The organism is Pseudomonas sp. FW305-20 (assembly GCF_058788075.1).
The window spans coordinates 41,180-66,169 of the sequence record NZ_JBYTAJ010000014.1; the positions used below are offsets into that span (position 1 = coordinate 41,180).

28 protein-coding genes and 1 tRNA gene are annotated in these 24,990 nt (G+C 57.7%); 20 read left to right on the forward strand and 9 right to left on the reverse strand.

The window, feature by feature from the left end:
- Positions 1–34 precede the first annotated feature (34 nt).
- A complete protein-coding gene (gene grxC, locus AC3WP4_RS14240; protein ID WP_008149430.1) occupies positions 35–289 on the reverse strand; it encodes a glutaredoxin 3 in 255 nt (84 codons plus the stop codon).
- Between the two features lies 1 nt (position 290).
- Positions 291–704, reverse strand: a complete 414-nt coding sequence (locus AC3WP4_RS14245) for a rhodanese-like domain-containing protein (protein ID WP_008149429.1) — start codon at positions 702–704, stop codon at positions 291–293.
- Positions 705–857: 153 nt separating this feature from the next.
- Here AC3WP4_RS14245 and gpmI point away from each other — a divergent pair, with 153 nt between their 5' ends.
- From gpmI to AC3WP4_RS14275, 6 genes are all read left to right on the forward strand, one after another.
- Entirely contained in the window at positions 858–2,387 is a 1,530-nt protein-coding gene (gpmI, locus tag AC3WP4_RS14250) for a 2,3-bisphosphoglycerate-independent phosphoglycerate mutase (protein ID WP_074872736.1), read from the forward strand.
- A 268-nt stretch (positions 2,388–2,655) separates the two neighbouring features.
- Positions 2,656–3,954: a murein hydrolase activator EnvC family protein gene (locus tag AC3WP4_RS14255; protein WP_102614930.1), complete on the forward strand. Its 1,299-nt coding sequence runs from the start codon at positions 2,656–2,658 to the stop codon at positions 3,952–3,954.
- Positions 3,955–3,985: 31 nt separating this feature from the next.
- A complete protein-coding gene (locus tag AC3WP4_RS14260; RefSeq protein WP_074872730.1) occupies positions 3,986–5,305 on the forward strand; it encodes a S41 family peptidase in 1,320 nt (439 codons plus the stop codon).
- Between the two features lies 1 nt (position 5,306).
- A complete protein-coding gene (locus AC3WP4_RS14265) occupies positions 5,307–6,104 on the forward strand; it encodes a divergent polysaccharide deacetylase family protein (RefSeq protein ID WP_102614931.1) in 798 nt (265 codons plus the stop codon).
- A gap of 96 nt (positions 6,105–6,200) precedes the next feature.
- Positions 6,201–7,709, forward strand: a complete 1,509-nt coding sequence (locus tag AC3WP4_RS14270) for a trypsin-like serine peptidase (protein ID WP_102614932.1) — start codon at positions 6,201–6,203, stop codon at positions 7,707–7,709.
- Positions 7,710–7,799: 90 nt separating this feature from the next.
- Positions 7,800–9,248, forward strand: a complete 1,449-nt coding sequence (locus AC3WP4_RS14275) for a trypsin-like serine peptidase (RefSeq protein WP_102614933.1) — start codon at positions 7,800–7,802, stop codon at positions 9,246–9,248.
- Here the strand turns inward: AC3WP4_RS14275 and AC3WP4_RS14280 are convergent.
- From AC3WP4_RS14280 to AC3WP4_RS14310, 7 genes are all read right to left on the reverse strand, one after another.
- A complete protein-coding gene (locus AC3WP4_RS14280; RefSeq protein ID WP_102614934.1) occupies positions 9,229–9,984 on the reverse strand; it encodes a substrate-binding periplasmic protein in 756 nt (251 codons plus the stop codon). The genes AC3WP4_RS14275 and AC3WP4_RS14280 overlap by 20 nt on opposite strands.
- Before the next feature lie 77 nt (positions 9,985–10,061).
- Complete coding sequence (hisF, locus tag AC3WP4_RS14285) at positions 10,062–10,832, reverse strand: imidazole glycerol phosphate synthase subunit HisF (protein ID WP_007897430.1); 771 nt, start codon at positions 10,830–10,832, stop codon at positions 10,062–10,064.
- Positions 10,833–10,841: 9 nt separating this feature from the next.
- Positions 10,842–11,579, reverse strand: a complete 738-nt coding sequence (gene hisA, locus AC3WP4_RS14290; protein WP_007897434.1) for a 1-(5-phosphoribosyl)-5-[(5-phosphoribosylamino)methylideneamino]imidazole-4-carboxamide isomerase — start codon at positions 11,577–11,579, stop codon at positions 10,842–10,844.
- A 42-nt stretch (positions 11,580–11,621) separates the two neighbouring features.
- Positions 11,622–11,879, reverse strand: coding sequence for a DUF2164 domain-containing protein (locus tag AC3WP4_RS14295; RefSeq protein WP_008024930.1), 258 nt, complete (start codon positions 11,877–11,879; stop codon positions 11,622–11,624).
- The gene (gene hisH / locus AC3WP4_RS14300) at positions 11,880–12,518 is read right to left on the reverse strand and encodes an imidazole glycerol phosphate synthase subunit HisH (protein WP_102614935.1); all 639 of its coding nucleotides are present in this window, start codon (positions 12,516–12,518) and stop codon (positions 11,880–11,882) included. It abuts the gene before it with no gap.
- A complete protein-coding gene (gene hisB / locus AC3WP4_RS14305; protein WP_003218037.1) occupies positions 12,518–13,111 on the reverse strand; it encodes an imidazoleglycerol-phosphate dehydratase HisB in 594 nt (197 codons plus the stop codon). The genes hisH and hisB overlap by 1 nt, the downstream gene beginning before the upstream one ends.
- A 269-nt stretch (positions 13,112–13,380) precedes the next feature.
- Positions 13,381–15,045: an OFA family MFS transporter gene (locus tag AC3WP4_RS14310; protein ID WP_102614936.1), complete on the reverse strand. Its 1,665-nt coding sequence runs from the start codon at positions 15,043–15,045 to the stop codon at positions 13,381–13,383.
- A 220-nt stretch (positions 15,046–15,265) separates the two neighbouring features.
- Between AC3WP4_RS14310 and AC3WP4_RS14315 the strand changes: the two genes are divergently transcribed.
- The 14 genes from AC3WP4_RS14315 to AC3WP4_RS14380 all read left to right on the forward strand — a co-directional run bounded on the left by AC3WP4_RS14315 (position 15,266) and on the right by AC3WP4_RS14380 (position 24,984).
- Complete coding sequence (locus tag AC3WP4_RS14315; protein ID WP_074872713.1) at positions 15,266–15,670, forward strand: acetyl-CoA sensor PanZ family protein; 405 nt, start codon at positions 15,266–15,268, stop codon at positions 15,668–15,670.
- Positions 15,671–15,748: 78 nt separating this feature from the next.
- On the forward strand, positions 15,749–17,974 hold the full coding sequence (locus AC3WP4_RS14320) for an AsmA family protein (protein WP_102614937.1): 2,226 nt from the start codon (positions 15,749–15,751) through the stop codon (positions 17,972–17,974).
- On the forward strand, positions 17,971–19,038 hold the full coding sequence (mutY, locus tag AC3WP4_RS14325; RefSeq protein WP_102614938.1) for an A/G-specific adenine glycosylase: 1,068 nt from the start codon (positions 17,971–17,973) through the stop codon (positions 19,036–19,038). Before AC3WP4_RS14320 ends, mutY begins: the two co-directional genes overlap by 4 nt.
- Entirely contained in the window at positions 19,035–19,307 is a 273-nt protein-coding gene (locus AC3WP4_RS14330; protein ID WP_008149405.1) for an oxidative damage protection protein, read from the forward strand. Before mutY ends, AC3WP4_RS14330 begins: the two co-directional genes overlap by 4 nt.
- 103 nt (positions 19,308–19,410) lie before the next feature.
- Positions 19,411–19,486, forward strand: a tRNA-Phe gene (locus tag AC3WP4_RS14335).
- 207 nt (positions 19,487–19,693) lie between these two features.
- A complete protein-coding gene (locus AC3WP4_RS14340; RefSeq protein WP_102614939.1) occupies positions 19,694–20,899 on the forward strand; it encodes a tyrosine-type recombinase/integrase in 1,206 nt (401 codons plus the stop codon).
- Between the two features lie 103 nt (positions 20,900–21,002).
- On the forward strand, positions 21,003–22,031 hold the full coding sequence (locus AC3WP4_RS14345; protein ID WP_102614940.1) for a hypothetical protein: 1,029 nt from the start codon (positions 21,003–21,005) through the stop codon (positions 22,029–22,031).
- 157 nt (positions 22,032–22,188) lie between these two features.
- Positions 22,189–22,443, forward strand: coding sequence for a helix-turn-helix transcriptional regulator (locus AC3WP4_RS14350; RefSeq protein WP_102614941.1), 255 nt, complete (start codon positions 22,189–22,191; stop codon positions 22,441–22,443).
- 1 nt (position 22,444) lies between these two features.
- The gene (locus tag AC3WP4_RS14355) at positions 22,445–22,747 is read left to right on the forward strand and encodes a helix-turn-helix domain-containing protein (protein WP_102614942.1); all 303 of its coding nucleotides are present in this window, start codon (positions 22,445–22,447) and stop codon (positions 22,745–22,747) included.
- Positions 22,744–23,427: a KilA-N domain-containing protein gene (locus AC3WP4_RS14360; RefSeq protein ID WP_102614943.1), complete on the forward strand. Its 684-nt coding sequence runs from the start codon at positions 22,744–22,746 to the stop codon at positions 23,425–23,427. The genes AC3WP4_RS14355 and AC3WP4_RS14360 overlap by 4 nt, the downstream gene beginning before the upstream one ends.
- 472 nt (positions 23,428–23,899) lie before the next feature.
- Positions 23,900–24,145: a hypothetical protein gene (locus AC3WP4_RS14365; RefSeq protein WP_102614945.1), complete on the forward strand. Its 246-nt coding sequence runs from the start codon at positions 23,900–23,902 to the stop codon at positions 24,143–24,145.
- Positions 24,142–24,462, forward strand: coding sequence for a hypothetical protein (locus tag AC3WP4_RS14370; protein ID WP_102614946.1), 321 nt, complete (start codon positions 24,142–24,144; stop codon positions 24,460–24,462). Before AC3WP4_RS14365 ends, AC3WP4_RS14370 begins: the two co-directional genes overlap by 4 nt.
- Positions 24,449–24,742, forward strand: a complete 294-nt coding sequence (locus tag AC3WP4_RS14375; protein WP_102614947.1) for a hypothetical protein — start codon at positions 24,449–24,451, stop codon at positions 24,740–24,742. The genes AC3WP4_RS14370 and AC3WP4_RS14375 overlap by 14 nt, the downstream gene beginning before the upstream one ends.
- Positions 24,739–24,984, forward strand: a complete 246-nt coding sequence (locus AC3WP4_RS14380; RefSeq protein ID WP_102614948.1) for a hypothetical protein — start codon at positions 24,739–24,741, stop codon at positions 24,982–24,984. Before AC3WP4_RS14375 ends, AC3WP4_RS14380 begins: the two co-directional genes overlap by 4 nt.
- Positions 24,985–24,990 lie beyond the last annotated feature (6 nt).

Here is a 24,990-nt window from a genome sequence, read left to right on the forward strand (position 1 = left end):
CCTTTCTGATCTTGGGGTCTTATAGGGAAGGCATTCAGGCCTTGAGCATGGCGTCGAGCTTGCCGGCGCGCTCAAGGGCGAACAAATCATCACAACCACCCACGTGGGTGCTGCCAATCCAGATCTGCGGCACGGATGTACGTCCGGCCTTCTGAGCCATGGCGGCACGCACCTGCGGCTTGCCATCGACCTTGATCTCTTCGAAGGCCACGCCTTTGTTCTCGAGCAGGTACTTGGCTCGCGAACAGTAAGGGCAGTAATCGCTGGAATAGACGACGACGTTGCTCATTTCACTTCACCAGCGGCAGGTTATCGCCTTTCCAGCTGGAAATACCGCCGGAGAGCTTGGCGGCAGTAAAGCCGGACTTCATCAGTTCGCGGGCATGAGTACCAGCGGTCTGGCCCATGGCATCGACCAGGATGATGGTCTTGGCCTTGTGCTTTTCCAGTTCGCCGACGCGAGCAGTCAGTTTGTCGTGAGGAATGTTCACCGCGCCAACAATGTGACCGGCGGCGAAGTCCTTGGTCGAACGAATGTCGATCACAACGCCCGCGTCCTTGTTGACCAGCCCGGTCAGTTCACCGGTGCTCAGGCTGCGGCCGCCGCCTTGCATCTGATAAGCGATCAGCAACGCCAGCAGTACGACGAAGATACCGACGAGCAGATAGTGGTTAGTGGCAAATTCAATCAGGTGAGCAACCATCGAAGGAGGTTCCAGGGCGTTAAAATGTCGGCCAGTATACACAGCCACTATGGTGGGCCAAACCCCGTCCGGCGGTGACGCCGTCGGAACTTAGCTTTAAACTGCCACTCCCTTTTCCATCGCCCTCTATTAACTCAGCCACGAGTGGAATCCATGACTACCACGCCTAAACCTTTGGTCCTGATTATTCTCGACGGCTTCGGTCACAGTGAGAGCCCTGAATCCAACGCCATCTTTGCGGCGAAGAAGCCCGTACTGGACCGTCTGTGGGCCACCGTGCCGAACGGCCTGATCTCGGGCAGCGGCATGGACGTCGGCCTGCCGGATGGCCAGATGGGCAACTCCGAAGTCGGCCACATGAACCTCGGCGCCGGCCGCGTGGTGTATCAGGACTTCACCCGCGTGACCAAATCGATTCGCGACGGCGAGTTCTTCGAGAACCCGACCATTTGCGCCGCTGTCGATAAAGCCGTCGCTGCCGGCAAAGCCGTGCATTTCATGGGCCTGCTGTCCGATGGCGGCGTTCACAGCCATCAGGATCACCTGGTGGCCATGGCCGAACTGGCTTTCAAGCGCGGCGCCGAAAAAATCTATCTGCACGCCTTCCTTGATGGTCGCGACACGCCGCCGAAAAGCGCCCAGTCGTCCATCGAACTGCTGGATGCGGCCTTCCAGGCTCTCGGCAAAGGCCGGATCGCCAGCATTATTGGCCGTTACTACGCCATGGACCGCGACAACCGTTGGGACCGCGTGTCCCAGGCTTACAACCTGATTGTCGACGGCAACGGCGAATTCAACGCCGCCACCGCTCAGGAAGGCCTGCAAGCGGCGTACGAACGCGGCGAGAGCGACGAATTCGTCAAAGCCACCAGCATCGGCGAGCCGGTGAAAGTCGAAGATGGCGACGCTGTGGTGTTCATGAACTTCCGCGCAGACCGTGCCCGCGAACTGACCCGCGTGTTCGTTGAAGACGATTTCAAGGAATTCGAACGCGCCCGCCAGCCAAAACTGGCCGGCTTCGTCATGCTGACCCAGTACGCCGCCAGCATTCCTGCGCCATCGGCCTTCGCCGCGGGCAGCCTGGACAACGTGCTGGGCGACTACCTGGCGAAAAACGGCAAGACCCAGCTGCGCATTGCCGAAACCGAGAAGTATGCCCACGTGACCTTCTTCTTCTCCGGCGGTCGCGAAGAACCGTTCCCGGGTGAAGAACGCATCCTGATCCCGTCGCCAAAAGTCGCCACCTATGACTTGCAGCCCGAGATGAGCGCCCCGGAAGTCACCGACCGCATCGTCGATGCCATCGAAAACCAGCGTTACGATGTGATCGTGGTCAACTACGCCAACGGCGACATGGTCGGCCACAGCGGCGTGTTCGACGCAGCGGTAAAAGCCGTTGAATGCCTGGACCTGTGCGTCGGCCGTATCGTCGATGCGCTGGAAAAAGTCGGCGGCGAAGCCCTGATCACTGCCGACCACGGCAACGTCGAACAGATGTCCGACGAGACCACCGGCCAGGCGCATACCGCACACACCACCGAGCCGGTGCCGTTCATCTATGTCGGCAAGCGTGACTTCAAGGTTCGCGACGGCGGCGTACTGGCAGACGTGGCTCCGACCATGCTGATGTTGATGGGTCTGGAAAAACCGGCCGAGATGACTGGCACGTCGATTCTGGTGTAACCCGCCCTATCAAACACCGCCAAAACCTTGTGGGAGTGAGCCTGCTCGCGATAGCAATCTGATAACCAACATCGATGTTGAATATTAGGACGCCATCGCGAGCAGGTCGAATCGTCGCACCGTCGCTCCCACATTGGTTTTGGGTGGTTTGATAGAACAATTTTCTCCGCAACCCGGTCCAGTCATCACACAGCCCCAATTGGGCGTTTTTTTTGCAGCGCTTGGCGGGCATACTAGGCCGTCCCTTTCCCTGGTGTCGCCCGCCTCTATGCTTCGCGTCCTGATAGCCCTTGCCCTGACTTGCCTGCTCCAACCGGCCTTTGCTGACGAGCGCGCGCAAACCCAACAACAGTTGGACGCCACGCGTCAGGACATTGCCGAGCTGAAAAAACTGTTGGGTAAACTCCAGGAAGAAAAAACCGGAGTGCAGAAAGAACTCAAGGGCACCGAAACCGAGATGGGCAAGCTCGAGAAGCAGGTCGAAGCCCTGCAAAAAGAGCTGAAGAAAAGCGAATCCGAGCTGCAGCGACTCGATGCCGAGAAAAAAAAACTCCAGAGCGCGCGCATTGAACAGCAACGACTGATCGCCATTCAGGCCCGCGCGGCCTATCAGAACGGCCGTCAGGAGTACTTGAAGCTGCTGCTCAACCAGCAGAACCCGGAAAAATTCGCCCGCACCCTCACCTATTACGACTACCTGAGCCAGGCCCGCCTGGAGCAGCTGAAGAATTTCAACGAAACCCTGCGCCAACTGGCCAATGTCGAAAAAGACATCGCCATGCAACAGGCGCAATTGCTGGTGCAGAAAAGCAGCCTCGACAGCCAGCGTGACGAACTCGACAAAGTCCGCAAGGAGCGCCAGCAAGTCCTGGCCAAGCTCAGCGACGACGTGAAGGCCCGCGATCAGAAGCTGGCGGCCCGCGAGCAGGATCAGGCAGACCTGTCTAAAGTCCTTAAAACCATCGAAGAAACCCTGGCCCGCCAGGCTCGAGAGGCAGAAGAAGCGCGGCAAAAAGCGCTGATCGCCCAGCAGGAAGCCGAAAAAAAGCGTTTACGTGAGGTCCAGGCTGCAGCAGATGCTGACGCCACTGACGCCCCACGCAAACCCGTTAGATCGACACCCGGCGCCCTGGTATCAAGTTCAGGCGAGACCTTCGGCGGTCCCTTTGCTTCAAGTCGGGGAAAACTTCCCTGGCCTGTTGATGGTCGACTGCTGGCACGCTTTGGCGAATCCCGTGGCGACGACGCCCGCACCAAATGGGACGGTGTGATGATCAGCGCCTCCGCCGGCAGTCAGGTGCACGCCGTGCATGGCGGTCGCGTGGTGTTCGCCGACTGGTTGCGCGGTGCCGGGCTGCTAGTGATTCTCGACCACGGCAACGGCTTCTTGAGTCTTTATGGTCACAACCAGACGCTGCTCAAGTCTGCGGGTGACGTGGTTAAAGCCGGTGAGTCCATCTCCACTGTGGGTAACAGTGGCGGGCAGGACACACCAGCGCTGTATTTCGCTATTCGTCAGCAGGGTCACCCGAGTGATCCAGCGCAATGGTGTCGCGCGCAAGGATAAGCACGCGACCTAATTCAGGAGTTCGTTAGACATGCTGCATTTGTCCCGCCTTACCTCGCTGGCCCTGACGATCGCCCTGGTGATCGGCGCGCCTCTGGCGTTTGCCGCTCAACCGGCCCCGGTGATCGCGCCTGCGGGCACTGCTGCGACCACCAAGGCGCCGTTGCCTCTGGAAGAGTTGCGCACCTTTGCCGAGGTCATGGATCGGATCAAAGCCGCGTATGTCGAGCCGGTGGACGACAAGACCCTGCTGGAAAACGCGATCAAGGGCATGCTCAGCAACCTCGACCCGCACTCCGCCTACCTGGGCCCGGAAGACTTCGCTGAATTGCAGGAAAGCACCAGCGGCGAATTCGGCGGCCTGGGCATCGAAGTCGGCGCCGAAGACGGTTTCATCAAGGTGGTTTCACCGATCGATGACACGCCGGCCTCCAAGGCTGGCATTCAGGCCGGCGACTTCATCGTCAAGATCAACGGCCAGCCGACCCGCGGCCAGAGCATGACCGAAGCCGTGGACAAGATGCGCGGCAAGATCGGCCAGAAAATCACCCTGACCCTGGTGCGTGACGGCGGTGCGCCGTTCGACGTGACCCTGACCCGCGCCATCATTCAAGTGAAGAGCGTGAAGAGCCAACTGCTGGAGTCCGGCTACGGCTACATCCGCATTACCCAGTTCCAGGTCAAGACCGGCGACGAAGTCTCCAAGGCCTTGGCGAAACTGCGCAAGGACAACGGCAAGAAGCTCAAAGGCATCATCCTCGACCTGCGGAACAACCCGGGCGGCGTACTGCAAGCGGCGGTGGAAGTGGTCGACCACTTCATCACCAAGGGCCTGATCGTTTACACCAAGGGCCGTATCGCCAACTCCGAACTGCGCTTCTCTGCCACCGGCAAGGACGAAAGCGAAGCGGTGCCAATGGTCGCGCTGATCAACGGCGGCAGCGCCTCGGCCTCGGAAATTGTCGCTGGTGCCTTGCAGGATCAGAAACGCGCGGTGGTCATGGGCACCACCAGTTTCGGCAAAGGCTCGGTACAAACCGTGCTGCCGCTGAACAACGACCGCGCACTGAAGATCACCACGGCGCTGTACTACACGCCGAACGGTCGCTCGATCCAGGCTCAGGGCATCGTCCCGGACATCGAAGTGCGCAGGGCCAAGATCACCAACGAGCAGGACGGCGAGTACTTCAAGGAAGCCGATCTGCAAGGTCACTTGGGCAATGGCAACGGCGGCGCAGACAAACCGACCGGTTCCGGCGGCAAAGCCAAGGCGATGCCGCAGGATGACGATTACCAGTTGGCCCAGGCCCTGAGCCTGCTCAAAGGACTGAGCATCACCTCCGGCCGCTGAGATGAGCCTGCGGTTGTTCCTCGGCCTGCTGTGCTGTCTGGTGGGTGTCGCTCACGCGGCGCCTGCCACAACAGCAGCCACACCTCACAAGGCTTATCTGAGCCTGATCATCGATGACCTGGGGCAGAACCTGCCCCGGGATCGTCGCGTGCTGGCCCTGCCCGGCCCGGTCACCGCAGCAATCATGCCCGACACACCCCACGCCAGCGAATTTGCCCGCGAGGCCCATCGCGCCGGCAAGATTGTCATCCTGCACATGCCCATGGACCCGGCCACCGGACCGTTCGCCTGGCACCCCGACCTGCCCATCGACGAACTTGAAAAGCGTCTGAACGCAGCGTTCAAGGTCGTGCCCTACACCGCTGGCATCAACAACCACATGGGCAGCCGCATGACCTCTCAGCCGGCGGCCATGGCCTGGTTGATGGCGGACTTGCAGCGCCGGCACAAACTCTTCGTCGACAGCCGCACCAGTGCGCAAACCGTGGCGGCCGCCGAGGCGCAGAAGATTGGTCTGGCGAGTGTTTCGCGGGATGTGTTCCTGGACGACGAACCCACTGAAGCGGCGATTTTCACTCAGCTACAGACGGCTATCAGCCTGGCGCACAAGCAGGGTTCTGCGGTGATGATCGGGCATCCGTATCCGCAGACATTAGCGGTGCTTGAGCGTGAATTGCCCAAGTTCAAGGCTCAGGGCATTGACTGGATCGACATCAAACAGATGGTCAGTGTGCGCGGCAATCGCGCTACAGCCGCACACGGCAAGGATGGGCTTTACCGCATCCCTCCTGCCCGCTGATTGATTGGAACTTCTGATTTCACGATAACTATATATGTCTCTTGGTACTCAGCCTAATGCCACGATAGTGCTTATCTGAATTCCCGAGGAACAGTCATGAGAAATAAACTTACGCTAATTAAATACTGCACTTTTTTGATACTTTTGCTGTCCCAAGCCTCGCACGCAAGTGATCTAGGCGAGGGACTGACCAACCAATCAAATCCGATACTTTTGAAAAACAAGGATGCTAAATATAACCATTGGAATGGTATTGGAAAAATTTTCAAAGACAGCAAACCACTGTGTACAGCCAGCCTGTTAGATACCCGAGAGGAAGACAACAATGCACTGGGCCCGGCTTACCTGCTCACGGCAGGACACTGTGTAGCCCAAGGTCTGGAACACCCTGTCACCGATATACCTTTTGAGGCAAGCGTAACATTTAACTTCTTCATCGATACCTCGGATGAATACAAGAGCTACAAAATTCATAAAGTAAACTGGGCTAGCATGTCCACCACCGACATTGCTATTTTGGAGCTGGACACCCCTCTGTCTACGCTACTTGAAGATGGGGTGACACCACTGAAGCTGGCATACAGAGCCTCCAAGATAGCTAACGATATACTCGTTGTCGGCGCACCAGATAATCTTCCAGAATCCGGTCTGCGCCTAGCTGCTTGCTATCAGGAATCAACAGAAGCAACGCTTGTGTTGAAATGGTGGGCCTTTCCGAACACCCTGAAAAACAGGTGCAAGGGTATTCGTCATGGCGCTTCCGGGAGCCCTGCCCTTGATCGTGAAACAGGAAGTATTGTCGGCGTGTTATTTGCTTCTACATTTGTATCGTCACTAGATGAATTATGTTTCAACACCGCTTGTGAAGTGAAAAATGAAAAAACCGAATTGTCTCCTGAAACCAATTACAGCCACACGGCCTATTACTTACCAAGTTGTTTTGCAAAAGGAATTTTCAGCACCACATCTAGCTCTTGCACGCTGGAACCAACTTTCAATTTAGAACTGAACGATTACGCTCCATTGAGATACGCCACCGTACCATCTACTGGAAACCCGACGGTGCCTACATGGGGTCTGGATTTTTCGATGGACAAGCCTTACTACCGCTTTAAAACTGTCCGCGACGCCAGGGACTGTTTGTCCCCTCACTACTACAGCGACGTAATAAGCACCATCGGCGCTTTGATCAATACTCCTACAGGTCGCAAAGCAGGCATGTATTTTCTCTGCGTACTGGGCGTTGAATCAGCAGAGCAGACTCCGACAGCAGGGCTACTGAGAACCGTCTGGATTTCTCCAGCACAACTCGTAGAGGCAGAACCCGTCAGAATGGCAGAACCCATTATTACGTTGGGAGCCGACTGGAATTACAACGTCACATGGCGTCATTCGTTACCTTTGTATTTTAATAGCTTCTACTACGCCGGCCCGACAGACAAAACAAACTGCGGCGACATAAAGCGTGAAGATTATATTTATGCTTATGAAAATAACGCAGTGACTTTTACTGCCGAGCAGCTTCCTCTAACACTGTGCAGCTACAACAACAGCCTGGACTCCCGGTCCTCTGCGGTACGCACCGACTTGCTGACACTGCCTTGACACGATCTGACAGCTTCAGCTATCCATATAACCGACCGCCCCACTACGCACCGAAATTAACCAAATTAAATATATCGCCAAGGAATGGCCATGAACTACACACGCACCGTACTAATCGGTTGTTTATTCAGCAGCTTCCTTAGTCCTGCCCAGGCAGCCCCAAGAGATATTGGTGAAGGACTCAGAAATAATTCCATATCGAAAGCACTGAAAAATAGCGAACAACAATATTCGCTCTGGAGTGGTATCGGTTACCTGACCACTCAAGACAGTGCTTGCACGGCGACCCTTATCGACACCAGAAATTTTGAGAACAAAGCTGTTGGACCTGCTTATTTAATCACCAGCGGTCACTGCGTAACAGCTGAAATCGGAACGGCCAAGTTAAACCAGACATTTGATGCGAGCATAACTTTCAATTATTTCTATGACACGCCCGACAATCACAAGACATATAAAGTTCAAACAGCCAATTGGACCAGCATGGTCGGCACGGACATGGCTTTACTTGAAGTCGATAAACCTCTTGCACTGCTAATTGAAAACGGAATTGTCCCGCTCAAACTTGCACCCCTCCCGCCCCTAGACAGGCATGACGTACTCAATGTGGGCGCACCTGGAAAATTCGTGGAGAAGGGGCTGCGCTTGAGCGCATGTACTCAAGAGGTTTCCAGAACCATGTCCGACAGCATCTCAAGGTTCCCCGGGGGCTTAACGAATCAGTGTGCTGATTTACACCCAGGAAGTTCCGGGAGCCCGATGCTGGATCGTCGTACAAACGAGATCATCAGCATTACCTCAGAAAAAGGCTATAGCTACGCGGCAAATTTTATCTCCGACTGTTTTATTAATGGAGTCTTCACAAACAATTCAGAAAACTGCACATTACGGGAAGTTGATATTACTATCGACCTACCGAGTCTTTTCACAACACATACATACTCTCATTGGAATTCAGCGGGGAAAGAAATTTTACCGACATGGGATTACAAGTTCAGTATCAACAGCCCTTACTATCGCTACAAAACCACACGCGACGCCATAAATTGCCAAGACCCCAACCGGTACAGTGCCGCTATTAGTTCGACAAGTCCTCACATAACCAGCGCTATTGGCCCTCAGACTCGCATGCACGTCTTGTGCATTATTGGTGTGGAGTCACAAGAGCAGAAGCTCTCCAGTGGATTACTACGAAATACTTTCACGCACGCTGTCTATCTGGCAGAGCCGGCTCCTGTACCGAATATTACTCTGAACTCCAATCGGCACATCAACATCACATGGGAAAATTCATATCCAGAATACACCTCCCACTTTTTTCACTTAGGCCCGGCCGACTCCACACAATGCGGCAATCATGATGACCCGCGTTACAAAACCATAGCCGACAGCGGAGTTTTATACTCATTCTCACCTGTCAAACTCTGCAGCTACGCCCGCCGAGATACTGAACCACACCTATCCGCGATACGCTTTGACGTGATCACCCTTCCTCCAATCGAGCGGAATACAACATCCACTACAAGTACCGCGCCATGATTTCGTCGACCACGCCTTCCTTGCGTAGCTGATCCAGCGCGGCTTGCAACTTGGCCACGACGTCATCCGACACATCCTTGTTCAACGCCAGGTACAACTCGGCGCTGTTGAAGCGCAGCACGGTCTTGAGCCCGTTCACGCCGTCCTGACGCGCCAGATAGCGGCCTGCCGGATCACCCGTGGCCCACAGGTCGATCTGGCCGTTGACCAGTTTTTTTGCGTTGTCCTGATCGCGCAGCACAACGATCGGTTTCAGTCCTTGTTTGGCCAGCGTCTCGGCAATTGCATCACCCTTGTAGGCGCCAATCTTGTACTTGCGCGCCTGATCCAGCGTCTCGAGGGTGATCTTGCTATCGGCCTTGGCCAGCATGATCCAGTCATCCGGACCAATCGGACCGACCCACTTGAAGAGTTTCTCGCGGTCCGGCAACCGCGCCATCACGAACACGCCATAACCGGGTTTTTCCAGGGCGAGTTTGTAGATTCGCTCCCATGGGAAACGCAGCGTCAGGCTGTAGGGGATGTCGGCGCGCTTGAACATCTCACGGACAATGTCCACGGCAATGCCGTCGATGTTCTCGTCCTGAGCGAAGTTCTTGCCGTTCTTCGCCATGTTGTACGGCGGGAAGTTTTCCGTCAGTAACACCAGACCGGTGCCCTGATTTTCTGCGGCGTGAACTCCGTTGATGAACAACAGAGAAGCGCTGGCGAAGGCAAGAAGAAGACGTTTAAGCATGTCGGGCTACCGGAATCCATGGCGTGTCCAAGAGTGCCTTGAGCCCGCCATGCTGTCCACTGGCCTGTACCGTTTGTTTAACGCATCACGATGCCGCGATGAGCCATGTAGGCCTTGGCTTCCTGCACGGTGTATTCGCCGAAGTGGAAAATACTCGCCGCCAATACCGCACTGGCGTGGCCTTCGAGGATGCCGTCGGCCAAATGCTGCAGGTTGCCGACACCGCCCGACGCGATGACCGGAATCCCCAGCGCATCGCTGATGGCGCGGGTGACACCCAGGTCGAAGCCGTTTTTCATGCCGTCCTGGTCCATGCTGGTCAGCAGGATTTCACCGGCACCGAGGCCTTCCATCTTCTTCGCCCACTCAACGGCGTCGAGACCGGTTGGCTTGCGACCGCCGTGGGTGAAGATTTCCCAGCGCGGGGTTTCGCCCGGACCGGACACTTTCTTGGCGTCGATGGCGACGACAATGCACTGCGAGCCGAAATGCTGAGCCGCTTCGCCGACGAATTCCGGGTTGAACACCGCAGCGGTGTTGATCGAAACCTTGTCCGCGCCGGCATTCAGCAGATTGCGAATGTCCTGCACGGTACGCACGCCGCCACCCACGGTCAGCGGGATGAACACCTGGCTGGCCATGCGCTCGACGGTATGCAGCGTGGTGTCGCGACCGTCGACGCTGGCGGTGATGTCGAGAAAGGTAATCTCGTCGGCGCCCTGCTCGTCGTAGCGACGGGCGATTTCCACCGGGTCGCCGGCGTCGCGAATGTTCTCGAACTTGACGCCCTTGACCACCCGGCCGTTATCCACGTCCAGGCAAGGGATGATGCGTTTGGCCAGCGCCATGGTCAGTCCTCAGCCTTTGTACGAATCGCAGAAAGCTTGCGCTTCGGCGACATCGAGGGTGCCTTCGTAAATCGCCCGACCGGTGATGGCGCCGATGATGCCTGGCGCCTTGGCGTCGAGCAGCGACTTGATGTCACCCAGATTGTGGATACCGCCGGAAGCGATCACTGGAATCTTCGTCGCAGCGGCCAGGGCGGCGGTGTACGAAACGTTGCAGCCCTGCATCATGCCGTCTTTGGCGATGTCGGTATAAACGATCGCGGACACGCCGTCGGCTTCGAATTGCTTCGCCAGGTCGATCACCTGAATGGTGCTGATTTCAGCCCAGCCGTCAGTGGCGACAAAACCGTCTTTGGCATCCAGGCCGACGATCACTTTGCCCGGGAATGCGCGGCAGGCTTCAGCAACGAAAGCCGGATCTTTCACGGCTTTGGTGCCGATGATCACGTAGCTCACGCCCGCTTTGACGTAGTGTTCGATGGTTTCCAGGGAACGGATACCGCCGCCGATCTGGATCGGCAGGTTCGGGTAGCGCTTGGCGATGGCGGTGACCACTTCGCCGTTGACCGGCTGGCCTTCGAAGGCGCCGTTCAGGTCGACCAGATGCAGACGACGGCAACCGCCCTCCACCCACTTGGCAGCCATGCTCACCGGGTCATCGGAGAACACCGTGGAATCTTCCATGCGGCCCTGGCGCAGACGAACACAGGCACCGTCTTTAAGATCGATAGCGGGAATAATCAGCATCTGGCAAACCTTCAAATTCGAGTATTCAGCTTTGCTCGGAAATCAGTTTTTCTCGAGCGCCCACAGGTCGCTTTCGATGCTTTCGAACCTCTCTTTGAGGTGCGTCTGCACATCGAAAATCGCCCTGTTGTAATAGTGCGGCGCAATTTCACGGGTAAACAGCTCAAGGATTTCAGCCGCTTCGAACGAACCCAGGTCCAGTTCGAAGCGATCTTCCATAAAGCGTTTGATCTTGTGATTAGCCTCGTTCTCCTGTTCAGGAGTGAGGGTCAGGATCGGCGGCTTTTTCTTGACAGCCATTTACCAGCGACCATCCCACGCAGCGAAGTTCTGCAGCAATTGCAGGCCATGGGTATGGCTCTTCTCCGGGTGGAACTGCACGGCGAAACGCGAGCCATCGGCCAGCGCCGCGGCGAAATCAACACCGTAGTGACCGCCACCCACCACTTGCCGCGGGTTGCCGGCAGCGATGTAGTAGCTGTGCACGAAGTAGAAACGCGCCAGGTCCGGAATGTTGTGCCACAGCGGATGGGTGACCGTCTGCTTCACTTCGTTCCAGCCCATGTGCGGGACTTTCAAATGCTCGCCATCTTCGTGTAAATCCTTGCCGAAGAACTTCACCGCGCCAGGAAACAGGCCGATGCAGTCGACGCCGTCGTTCTCTTCGCTGCTGTCGAGCAAGGCTTGCATGCCGACGCAGATGCCGAGGAACGGGCGGTCCTGGCTGACTTCGCGCACCAGCGAATCGAAGCCCAGGCGGCGGATCTCTGCCATGCAGTCGCGAATCGCGCCGACGCCGGGGAAAACCACCCGGTCGGCTTCGCGAATCACATCGGCATCGCTGGTGATCAAGACCTCGCCGGCACCCACGTGCTCGAGGGCCTTGGCCACCGAGTGCAGGTTGCCCATGCCGTAATCGATAACCGCGACCGTCTGCATTACAGAACGCCTTTGGTCGACGGCATCTGACCGGCCATGCGGTCATCCAGCTCTACGGCCATGCGCAGGGCGCGGCCGAAAGCCTTGAACACGGTTTCGATCTGGTGGTGAGTGTTGGTGCCGCGCAGGTTGTCGATGTGCAGGCTGACGAGCGCGTGATTGACGAAGCCCTGGAAGAATTCCTGGAACAGGTCAACGTCGAAGCCGCCAACGGTGGCGCGGGTATAGGGAACGTGCATCTGCAGGCCAGGGCGGCCGGAGAAGTCGATCACCACGCGCGACAGCGCTTCATCGAGCGGCACGTAGGCGTGGCCGTAGCGACGGATGCCTTTCTTGTCGCCGATGGCTTTGGCAAAGGCCTGACCCAGGGTGATACCGACGTCTTCCACCGTGTGGTGGTCGTCGATATGCAGGTCGCCCTTGCTGACAATATCCAGGTCGATCAGCCCGTGACGGGCGATCTGGTCCAGCATGTGCTCAAGAAAAGGAACGCCGATATCAAATCGGGCCTTTCCGGTGCCATCCAGGTTGATCGAGGCTTTGATCTGGGTTTCCAGAGTGTCGCGCTCGACTGACGCCTTACGTTCGGCCATCACCAGCTCCGCAAAATCATTGGGCGAAAAAGGCAACCATTATAGGGGCGCGGGGCCGAAACAGAAACACGCGACGTGATATCCCTGACGGGCTGAATCCCCTGTTGTCGGGGATAGACATGTCCATACAACTCATTTCGGCCCCTCCAAAAACAACTGTAGGAGCGAGCCTGCTCGCGATGGGGACCTCACATTCAACATCTCTGTCGACTGTCAGACCGCTATCGCGAGCAGGCTCACTCCTACAAGGGGTAATGCGCTTACTTAACTTAGTGGAACAAAACTGCAGTCTTCTGCAGGGTCACCCAAACACCCCACGCCAACGGAATCCCCACCACCAGCCACGCAGCCACTGCCAAAGGCTTGGTGCCCGGATCCGCTTTCCACTCCAACACGGTGCTGCTGTCAGCCCCTTTGTCGTGGCCCAGCGCCTGTTCGGCGGCCAGTTCAGCGTCGGTCATGAAGTACTTGTCAGCCACCGGACGCACCAGCAGGTTGCAGATGAAACCCAGCACCAGCAGGCCCGCGAGAATGTATAGGGTGATGTCGTAAGCCGCGGCGCGTTCAACGCCAATGCTCAACTGATACTCACGCAGGTAGTTCACCAACACCGGACCCAACACGCCCGCCGCCGCCCAGGCCGTCAGCAGACGACCGTGGATCGCGCCGACCATTTGCGTACCGAACAGGTCCGCGAGATACGCAGGAACCGTCGCAAAACCACCGCCGTACATCGACAGGATGATGCAGAAGGCCGCCACGAACAGCGCAACGTTGCCCAGGTGACCGAGGTTCGGGATCAGCGCGTACAGGGCAAAACCCAGGGCGAAGAACACGAAATAGGTGTTTTTGCGGCCCAGGTAGTCCGAGAACGAGGCCCAGAAGAAGCGGCCGCCGATGTTGAACAGACTCAACAAACCAGTGAAACCGGCAGCAATCGCCGCGATCGAGGCCAGTTGCGAAGCATCCAGCTGACCGAATGTCAGGCCGTTACCCAACAACGTGCCGGCAAACACTTCCTGCAACAGCGGCGAAGCCATGCCGAGGATGCCGATACCTGCCGAAACGTTCAGGCACAGCACCAGCCACACCAGACGGAATTGCGGAGTTTTCCACGCCACGTTCACGTGGACGTGACGGTGGGTGATCATCGAGTTGGAAGCTTTCTTCGCCGGAGCGGTCCAGCCTTCAGGCTTCCAGCCGGTTGGCGGAACGCGATAGGACAGTGCGCCACCGATCATGAACACAAAGTAGATCGCGGCCATCACCAGGAAGCTCTGCCATACGCCGACGCTGGTTGGCGAAGCGAAGTGGCCCATCAAGGCTGCAGCCAGCGGAGCACCGACCATCGCGCCACCACCGAAACCCATGATCGCCATGCCGGTCGCCATGCCACGCTTGTCCGGAAACCACTTGATCAGGGTCGAGACCGGCGAGATATAACCCAGGCCCAGACCGATACCGCCAATGACCCCGGAACCGATCCACATCAGCCAGATCTGGTGGGTATAGACCCCCAGCGCTGAAATCAGCAGACCGCCACACCAGCACAGGGCCGATACAACGCCAGCCTTGCGAGGCCCGGCGTGTTCCAGCCAGCCGCCCCAAATGGCTGCCGAGCAACCGAGGAAGATGAAAAACAGGGTGTAGATCCAGCCGAGCATCGAGATCGGCCAGTCACATTGGGACGAGAAGACTTGCGAGATGAAGCTCATGTCCGGCGCGCAGGCCACGGCCTTGGTCACGCCCAGGGCTTTGGACAGTGGCAACCAGAACACCGAAAAGCCGTAGGCCATGCCGATGCACAAGTGGATGGCCAGGGCGGCCGGTGGTACCAGCCAACGGTTGAAACCGGGCTTGGCGATGATGCGCTCCTTGGACAGGAACGCGGGCTGGTCGGCTTTCAGGCCGTCCGCCGTGATGCTCGTGGTCATTATGTTTCCCCCAATTATTAGAATGGTTCGTCAGCGCTCCTCACCCCCAGCCTTTATGCGCACGCATGACTGTTTTTGAGGTAAGGCTTCATTTTGGTGCGACTTCACGTCGCAGAAGGACGGACGAACGGGCAAAGGTTACCATCTGTACGTGACAGAAAAATCAAAGTGATATCACCTTTTGTATGTCATCAGTTCTCGTACCACCGAAGGAGCCCTCATGCCGATCATTGTCGAGCCGCTAAACGAAGCCACTTATCAGGATCAGCAAGATCTGCAGAAGATCTACCGCGATGCTCCGGACTGGCTGTTTGCCCCGTTTGCCGGGGAATTGCAGCTGATCGAAAGCTGTCTGCTGGACGGTTCGCTGATCGCCGGCCGCTTCAACGATCGACTTTTGGGCGCGGCACGTCTGCAACGGCACTCGGATGTCTGGCATTTGTCCCAATTATGCGTACGAAAAATTACCCGTCGTCGTGGCGTGGCCGAGCGCCTGGTGAACGAAGCGCAGAAAATGGCGTCGCAAGCGGGTGCGACATTGCATTTGTTGGCGCCTGCCGGGCATCTGGAGGCACAAGCGCTGGCGGCCAAACTGAAAATACCGCTGGATGAGTGGCCGACGTGATCGCTGACCGATCGTCCGCTGCGGGGCGCTATACTCCCCGGCTAAATTTCGAATTCGACTAACTACAAGGACTCGCCCATGAAAGCGTTCGGCAAAATCCTGGGTCTGGTACTTCTCGGGCTGTTGCTGATCATTGTGGCGCTGGGCTTTGCCCTGACCCACCTCTTTGATCCCAACGACTATAAAGACGAGATTCGCCAGATAGCCCGCGACAAGGCCCACATCGAGCTGACGCTCAATGGCGATATCGGTTGGAGCCTGTTCCCGTGGTTGGGCCTGGAATTGCACGAAGCCAGCGTTGCGACCCTGGCCAAGCCCGCTGAGCCCTTTGCTGATTTGCAGATGCTTGGTCTGTCGGTCCGCGTGCTGCCGCTGCTGCGCCGCGAAGTGCAGATGAGCGATGTGCGCGTCGAAGGCCTGAACCTGCGCCTGAACCGCGACAAGGATGGCCACGGCAACTGGCAAGACATCGGCAAGGTACCGGCGCCGGCTACCCCAACCACACCGTCCGCGACCACTGCTGAACCAGCGACCGAGACCACTGCCCAAGCGGAAAAACCGGCCCAGCCGATCCGCCTGGACATCGACAGCCTGACCGTCAACAACGCCCGCGTTGAATACAGCGACGAGAAAACCGGCAAGCAATTCAGCGCCGAAAGCATCCAGCTGAGTACCGGCCCGGTGCACGACTCCACGAATATCCCGGTCAAACTCACCGCATTCCTGGGCACCAATCAGCCGGTCTTGCGTGTGCGCACCGAGCTCAACGGCGAGTTGCGTTTCGAGCGTGCCCTGCAACGCTACAAATTCGAAGACATGAAACTCTCTGGCGAAGCGGCTGGCGATCCGCTGCAAGGCAAAACCATGACCTTCGCCGCACAAGGTCAGTTACTGCTGGATAAAGCAGCGAACGTCGCCGAATGGACCGGCATCAAGATCTCCGCCAACCAACTGCGCGCACTGGGCGAATTGAAGGTCAACGACCTCGACAAAACTCCGCAAATCAGCGGCGGCCTTTCCATCGCACAATTCGATCTGGCGAAATTCATCGACAGCATCGGCCAGAAGCTTCCAGCGATGGCTGAAGGCAGCCTGAGCAAAGTCGAACTGGTCAGTCGCCTTGCCGGCACGCCGACCAGCGTGATCCTGGACAACATCAACCTCAAAGTCGACGACAGTACCTTCAGCGGTCGCATCGCCGTCGAGGACTTCGCCAAACAATCGCTGCGGGCGAATCTCAAGGCCGACACCTTCAACGTCGACCGTTATCTGCCACCAAAATCCGCAGAAGCCAACAGTGCGACGCAGGTGCGTAAAGCCGAAGTGGCCAACACCGAAGCCGAAGCCATGGCGGGCGCTGGCAGCACACCGCTGCCGCCAGCACCGACCAAAGAGGCATGGAGCACCGAGCGCCTGTTGCCGGTGGAGCGCCTGGCCAAACTCGACGTAGACGCCGACCTCACCTTCGGTCAGTTGACCCTCGATAAATTGCCGATCCAGAACGCTGCGCTCAAGGCCACAGGCCAGGGCGGCCTGCTGACCCTGGAAAGCCTTCGCGGCGACCTGTACGACGGCAACTTCGACGCCAAAGGGACGCTCGACGTGCGCCAACAGGTGCCCGCGCTGAACATGCAGACGAGCATCACCAAAGTACCCGTGGAAAAAATCCTCGAAAGCCAGGGTAAAAATCCGCCGGTCAAAGGCCTGGTGACGCTCAACAGCAACCTGACCGGCAGCGGCAACAGCCAGAAAGCGCTGATCGAAACCCTCAACGGCAACGCCAGTTTCATCATCAACAACGGCGTGTTGCTCAATGCCAACCTCGAACAACAGCTGTGCAAAGGCATCGCCACCCTGAACCGTAAATCCCTCAGCGGCGAACCACGGGGCAAGGACACACCGTTCCAGGAACTCAAGGGCAACCTGACCTTCCGTAACGGCGTGGCCAGCAACCCGGACCTGAAAGTGCGCATCCCGGGCATGACCGTCAACGCCGACGGCGATGTCGATCTGCGGGTGCTGGGCATGGATTACCGCGTGGGCGTTATCGTCGAAGGCGACAAGAGCGACATGCCGGACCCGGCCTGCCAGGTCAACGAGAGGTTTGTCGGCATCGAGTGGCCGCTGCGCTGCCGTGGCCCGCTGGAACTGGGCGCCAAGGCTTGCCGCCTGGATAACGACCGCATGGGCCAGGTCGCAAGCAAACTGGCTGGCGAACGGATCAGCGAAAAAATCGATGAAAAGCTTGGCGACAAAGTCAGCCCTGAGCTGAAAAACGCGTTGAAGGGGCTGTTCAAAAAATGAGAGCCGAGCAGTTTTCATTGGCGGTGCTGGACTGGTACGACCGCCACGGCCGCCACGACTTGCCCTGGCAACAAGGCATCACCCCGTATCGGGTGTGGGTCTCGGAAATCATGCTGCAGCAAACCCAGGTCAGCACCGTGCTCAACTACTTCGATCGGTTCATGGCCTCTTTGCCGACGGTCGAAGCCCTGGCCGCTGCGCCGGAAGACGAAGTCCTGCACCTGTGGACCGGCCTCGGTTACTACACCCGTGCGCGCAATTTGCAGAAAACCGCGAAGATTGTCGTCGCCGAGTACGGCGGCGAGTTTCCGCGGGATGTGGAAAAACTCACCGACCTGCCGGGCATCGGCCTGTCCACGGCCGGCGCCATCGCCAGCCTGAGCATGGGCCTGCGGGCGCCGATCCTCGACGGCAACGTCAAACGGGTGCTGGCGCGCTTTACCGCGCAAGAGGGCTATCCGGGCGAGCCAAAGGTCGCCAAACAGCTGTGGGCGAATGCTGAGCGCTTTACGCCGCATGATCGGGTCAACGCCTACACCCAGGCGATGATGGATCTGGGCGCCACGCTTTGCACCCGGAGCAAACCAAGCTGCCTGCTCTGCCCGCTCGAAAAAGGCTGCGAAGCGCACATGCTCGGCCTGGAGACGCGCTACCCGATCCCCAAACCGCGTAAAGCCGTGCCACAGAAGCGAACGCTGATGCCTATGCTCGCCAACGGTGACGGCGCGATTCTGCTTTACCGTCGCCCTTCCACGGGCTTGTGGGGCGGCCTATGGAGCCTGCCGGAACTCGACGACCTCGACGACCTGCAACATCTGGCTTCGCAGCATTCGCTGGAGCTTGGCAGCCGACAGTCGCTGCCGAGCCTGGTACACACCTTCAGTCATTTTCAGTTGTCCATCGAACCCTGGCTGGTTCAGGTCCAGGAGGCCGGCCATCACGTGGCCGAGGCCGACTGGCTCTGGTATAACCTCGCCACCCCGCCGCGCCTGGGCCTTGCCGCCCCGGTCAAAACCTTGCTCGAACGCGCGGCTGCCGTATTGAACGCAGGAGAGTCGTCATGACCCGCACCATCATGTGCCGCAAGTACAAAGAAGAACTGCCCGCCCTGGAGCGCGCTCCATTTCCTGGCGCAAAAGGTCAGGACATTTTTGACCACGTCTCGGCCAAGGCCTGGGCCGACTGGCAAAAGCACCAGACCCTGCTGATCAACGAAAAACGCCTGAACATGATGAACGCCGAAGACCGCAAATATCTTCAGGGCGAGATGGACAAGTTCTTTTCCGGCGAGGAATACGCCAAGGCTGACGGCTACGTTCCGCCGGCAGAATAATCCCGCTTTTTCGAGGGTCGGAACGTAAGCGACGGTAATAATTAAAATTTTTTTGAAAACTTTCTTGACGACCCCCTGAAAAACCAGTTTAATGCGCCCCGTTGCCCAGATAGCTCAGTCGGTAGAGCAGGGGATTGAAAATCCCCGTGTCGGCGGTTCGATTCCGTCTCTGGGCACCACCTTTCGTTTTCAGGTGATGCCAAGCACACCTGAAAACACACAAGAAGCCCGCCTCGTGCGGGCTTTTTGCTTTCTACGGTTCCCAACCGTTCCCTTGTAAGCCCAAACATATGTGAGTAGATTCGTGAGTAGATCCAGTTCGGTCTACAAATCTACTCACACCTCCGCGGCAAAAGCCCGGCTGGTGCGGCCTGCAAGGAGGCTGCGTGCCACTCTCAGATACCACCATCCGTACCGCCAAGCCGAAGGACAAGCTTTACCGGCTGACCGACGCCAATGGCCTATGCCTTGAAGTAACCACGACCGGCTCCAAGCTGTGGCGTTATCGTTACCGCTTCAACGGCAGCGCGAAGATGTTGGCGCTCGGCGCATACCCTGCGGTCACCCTTCTGAAAGCCCGCCAGCTTCGCGATGGAGCGCGCCAGCTACTGATTGAAGGCACCGACCCCGGCGAGCAGAAGAAAACGGCCAAGCAAGCGCAGAAGGTCGAGGGGCTGACTTTCGAGACGCTGGCGCGAGAGTGGTTTGCCTACAATGCTCCCCGCTGGGCTGAGAGCACTACCTACAAGGCAAAGCTGTATCTGGAGAATGATTTGATTCCGGGTATCGGCGCCCGCCCGGTAAAAGCAATCACCCGGCCCGATCTGGTGGAGCTGGCGCGCAAGGTGGAAGCCAGAGGCACACTGAATGCCGCCGGCAAGATCCGCCAATGGCTACACCAGATATTTCGGTATGGGCTGGCCAAGGGCGTCGTAGAGGTCAATCCGGCCACCGACCTCAACGTGGTAGCTGCGCCAACAAAAGCTGCCCGCCATCACCCGCACATCACTTTTGCCGAATTGCCCGAGCTCTTGGCCAAGAGCGAAGCCGCGAACATCCATTCACTGACCCGGCACGCCATTCGCTTGCTGGCACTAACGGCCGTTCGCCCTGGTGAACTTCGCCAAGCCCCCTGGGCAGAGTTCGACCTCGATGCCGCTCTGTGGACAATTCCTGCCGAACGCATGAAAGCCCGGCGCCCTCATATCGTCCCGCTGCCCCGCCAGGTCGTTGCAATCCTGCGCCAGCTCCATGAGATCACTGGACGCTACACGCTGGTCTTTGCTGGCGCCAATCCCGAACGACCTATGAGCGAGAACACCGTCAACAAAGCACTGCGAGTAATTGGTTACGAAGGTCGGCAGACCGGCCATGGTTTCCGCCACTTGCTCAGCACCGAGTTAAATGGCCGCGGGTACAACAAGGATTGGATTGAGCGCCAACTTGCCCACGGCGACAGCGACGAAATACGCGGCACCTACAATCACGCCGCTTATGTCGAGCAGCGTCGGGAGATGATGCAAGCTTGGGCAGACTCTATCGACGCATTGTGCAACGGCGCCAACGTGGTGAGCATCAAGCGTAAGGCATAGCTTCCTAGGTATGCGCGGGCTCGGTTGGGTGTGGCTGGGATTTGCTGATAACATAATGGCTATCGCTGTATATTCGTACAGCCGGCAAATATGAGCTAGTCAAATGGCGGGAGCCGATGGAGACAATCAGATAGGACCTTTCGGGCGGATAAAGCTCGACGGGATCTATTCTGACTGGGCGTCAGGCCACCATCTGAACCCCCGCCTCCTGGCCTCCGAACTCGCCGCAACACTCGAGACCTTGGCACCGTTAAATCAGCCGATTCAGCCTCTGCATGCGAGCGTCTTTTCAGAAGGTCGCTCCGATAGGAATATTCAAATCACTCACGGCGCGCTCGCCGACTACTTCACCGCCGCCAGCACCGGCAGAGCTGTCACAACTATCTCAACCAGCTCGGGCCCGATACCTGCTACCAACATCCTGATATGGCGGAAATGGATTGAGCGTCTTGTCGATGAGGCAACCACCCGGTCCGAGTTGGCCGCTGGTTTCGCTCAACCAGCAAACGATAGCAGACGGCTCTCCATCCCCTTCGGTGGCTCTGCTGTAGCTAACTTTGAGCCTCCACCACCTCACCTCTCGGGCAGCGCCCCAATAGTTCTGAAAGCGCAGCAAGCTCAATTACGCCGTGAGGGCGAGAAGACCGCCAGCGCAGAGCTCGACGAGGCTCGATCAGGGAGGCAGCGCGCAGAACTGGAGAACATCGAACTCAAAGCTCAGCTCTCAATCGAAAAAGCGCGATCACAGCAATTCATGGAAGAGGCTGAAAGCTTCCGAAGAGAATCAAGCGACGAGCGTCGGGCCAGGCTAGAGATCGAGGAGTCTCTTCTGTCAATGGAGGAGAGGCTAGAGGAAGTCATGGCCTTGGCCGAGATACTGCGCGCCGATAACGAGTTTTCCCCGCCAGAGTTACGTCTCATGGTTTTGTGCTGCCGCGAGCTCAGCAATGATTGCACTGTTGATGCAGTGGCCGAGAAAGGTATTGGACTTCGTGAACAGGTCAGACGATGGCTGGAAAAACGAGCGGAGAAACCGGCAGAAATTCAAATTGACCGGTTTGCCACAGCACTGACTCTCCTTTCACGCAAAAAAGGCGGTGCTCCAACCCGGAACTCCCGAAAAAAGGGGTGACCCGTTGTAAGCCTTGTAATTCAAAGCGTGCAGCCGTTATCCATATCTAAATGGCGTTAACACCTCACCCCCTGACTGCAACCTCTCACCTGTTCCCGCCAATACTCGCCAGCCAATCTATGCCCATGTTCTCAACGCCACCCAAGGAGGCGCTAGCATGGCAAACACAACCCACCCAATCCGCAAGCCGACCGAACAGTCCTCAGTACAATCTGAACGGCCACTTCGCTTTATTAAGCTAGGAGAGGTCAAGGCTCTGACCACCCTCTCCACATCCGAGATCTACCGCCGCATTGCAGCCGGACGCTTCCCTAAGCAAGTTATGCTGGGGCCGAAGTCCGCCGTCTGGATTGAGACCGAGGTAATAGCCTGGTGCGACTCGTTGGTCGCCCTCCGAGTGGAGGCCGCCTAGCATGAGCCCAAAAAAAATGGCCGACCAACAGGCCAGCCACGAAAATACTCACGTAGAGAATACCAGCGGAACGGCACAGCGCGCTCGCCTTTTGGAGCGTCTGCAAACCGGCCCGATTGATACCTTCACCGCCATCCGCGAACTTAACATCGTCCGCCCTGGTGCTCGCATCAATGAGCTGCGCAGCCTGGGCCACAAGATTTTGACCCACCGCCTCACCCTGACCGACGATCAAGGGCGCACTCACCAAGGCATGGCGCTCTACTACCTCAGCACCAACCCGCCGGCCGGGGTGACAGCATGAGCGCCCGCATTCTCCCTTTCGAATACCAGGGCCAGGCCGTCAACTTCAACACCGAAGGCTGGCTTCACGCGACAGTGATCGCTGAACGCTTCGGCAAACGCCTTGATCACTGGCTCGATAACGCTGAAACACTCGAGTACATCCGTGCGCTGGATGAAATTCAGCATCCTGCTGCGGGGCCGTCTGCAATCTTGAATACCCGGAAATCCGGGTATTTGAAATCTCGCCGCGGTAACGCCGGCGGCACCTGGCTCCACCCTAAATTGGCAGTGGCATTCGCCCGCTGGTGTGATGCCAAGTTCTCTGTCTGGTGTGACATGCAGATCGAGGCGCTGATCCACGGAGATCAAGTCAATTGGCACCAGGCCCGCCAGCAATCAGCCGTCGGCTATCGCGGCCTCTGTGACGCGCTGGCGATCGCCTACGAGGAGAGCGGCAAGACTCCCCAGCGCCACCACTTCATCAACGAAGCCAAGCTGATCAATCAGGTAATTACCGGGCAGTTCGCCGGCCGCAATCGCGATGAACTCAACGCCCACGAGTTGGTGCTGGTGACGCTGATCGAGATCCGCGACGTGCTGCTGATCGGTCAGGGGAAAGACTTCACAGCTCGCAAAGAGTCTCTGCTGCGCTACATCCAAAGTCTGCGCGCCAAGCATCTTCGGAGTGATGCCGCATGACAGCTATGCTTATGGTCAGTGACAATCAGTCGATAACTTTTCTTGCCAGTAGTCACGCCCGCCGGTATGGTTCCCTCCGTCACATTGCTGACAACGACCTTGGCGGGTCGAATGATTTCAGGCGCAACAGCGCCCCCATTACGATTGCAGGCGCTTTTTTTGTGTCCGCATTCTCGCGTTATGGCGGGTTGCGCAGGAGCACCCTCGGGTGCGCCGGGTTCCTGAATCACCGGTCCGCCAATCCTGCGCAATTCGCCACCCTTCTCTGCTTGGCGGCAGGCCGTGGTGGCTCTCATGATTCGGGAGCTTCGCCTATGAAACACGCCCTCATTCCGTCCGCAATTCGCGCCTTTGCTCACCGCCGCATGGCCCTGAGCGCTCTCCGCGCAAACTCGTCCCTCTCCGTTCGTCTCGCCCGCTACAACGCCCACATGGCCATCGTCCGCACCCTGGAATCTATCGGAGGTGCCGCATGACTGCCTCCGCCCGTTCTGCGCATCGAGTTGCCAGTGACGCCTTTGAGCACCTGAGGGGCTGTCAGGAGGTTTTGCAGCAGCTTGAAGCACTGCTGATCGCCCTCAAAGAATCCTCCCCGCAGCACTCCAATCAGGCGCGCCTTGCCTCTCTGGGCGCATTCGTCGCCATGGATCACGCCAACTCCGTGGACTGTTTCATCGAGGACTATGAGCACCTGCTGGTTGAAGGAGGTGTGCAATGAATATGCAAACTCTGCCTGCCGCAGTGTTCATCGAGGGCGAGGTGCTGCGTGACGCCGCTCTGAATGCTCAAGAAATGTGTTCGATGAACTTCGCCACGGAGGAGTTCGACAAGCTGGTGCGGATTCTGGTGCCGCTGATCGATCCCATGATGTGTCGTGAGGAAAATGGTGTTGCTTCCGATATTGCTCGACACATCGAGCAGATCCGCATCTTCAGTGGCAACTTCTGCTGGAAGCATCGCGACCTAGGCGCCTCCTATGGCGTGGTCGGAAAACGGAGCGGGATAGACAACGGGGGTGCGCATGACTATCGATAATTCCGATCTCATCGCCACGACGACCCTTGTGCTTACGGATATGCAACGCGCTTTGTTGGCGGAGTTGATCATCGATGAGCAGCGCCACGCGAGCCGCTGGTGGACGCACTTGAACGAAATGCGGTGGCGTAACGAGCTACCAGAATGGGCGAATGATGCGGGAGCTGGCAGCCACCCCGAGTACGACCTGTGGAGTGAGAGCAGGAAGGCATTGAATCAGGCCATTTTCGGCTCAGACGACCCGGGCGCCGACCAGAATGTTCGGGAGATCGCGCTATGAATCGGCCAAGCCTGTACGTCCGCGATCTCGTTGATCGTCTCGACTTTTCCCTGTTCACCGTCACCCAGCTATCGCAAATCCTGATGGACAACGGCTCCTACAAAGGCGCCAGCGATCTGGATGAAGCCCCGCAAATTGACGATCTCGGCGAATCCGCAATTCAGTCCGCAATCCATCTGATTGCTGATATGGCGAGACGTGATCTGCATGAGCTGGTTTCTGATTTGGAAATTCCAGCATGACGCTTT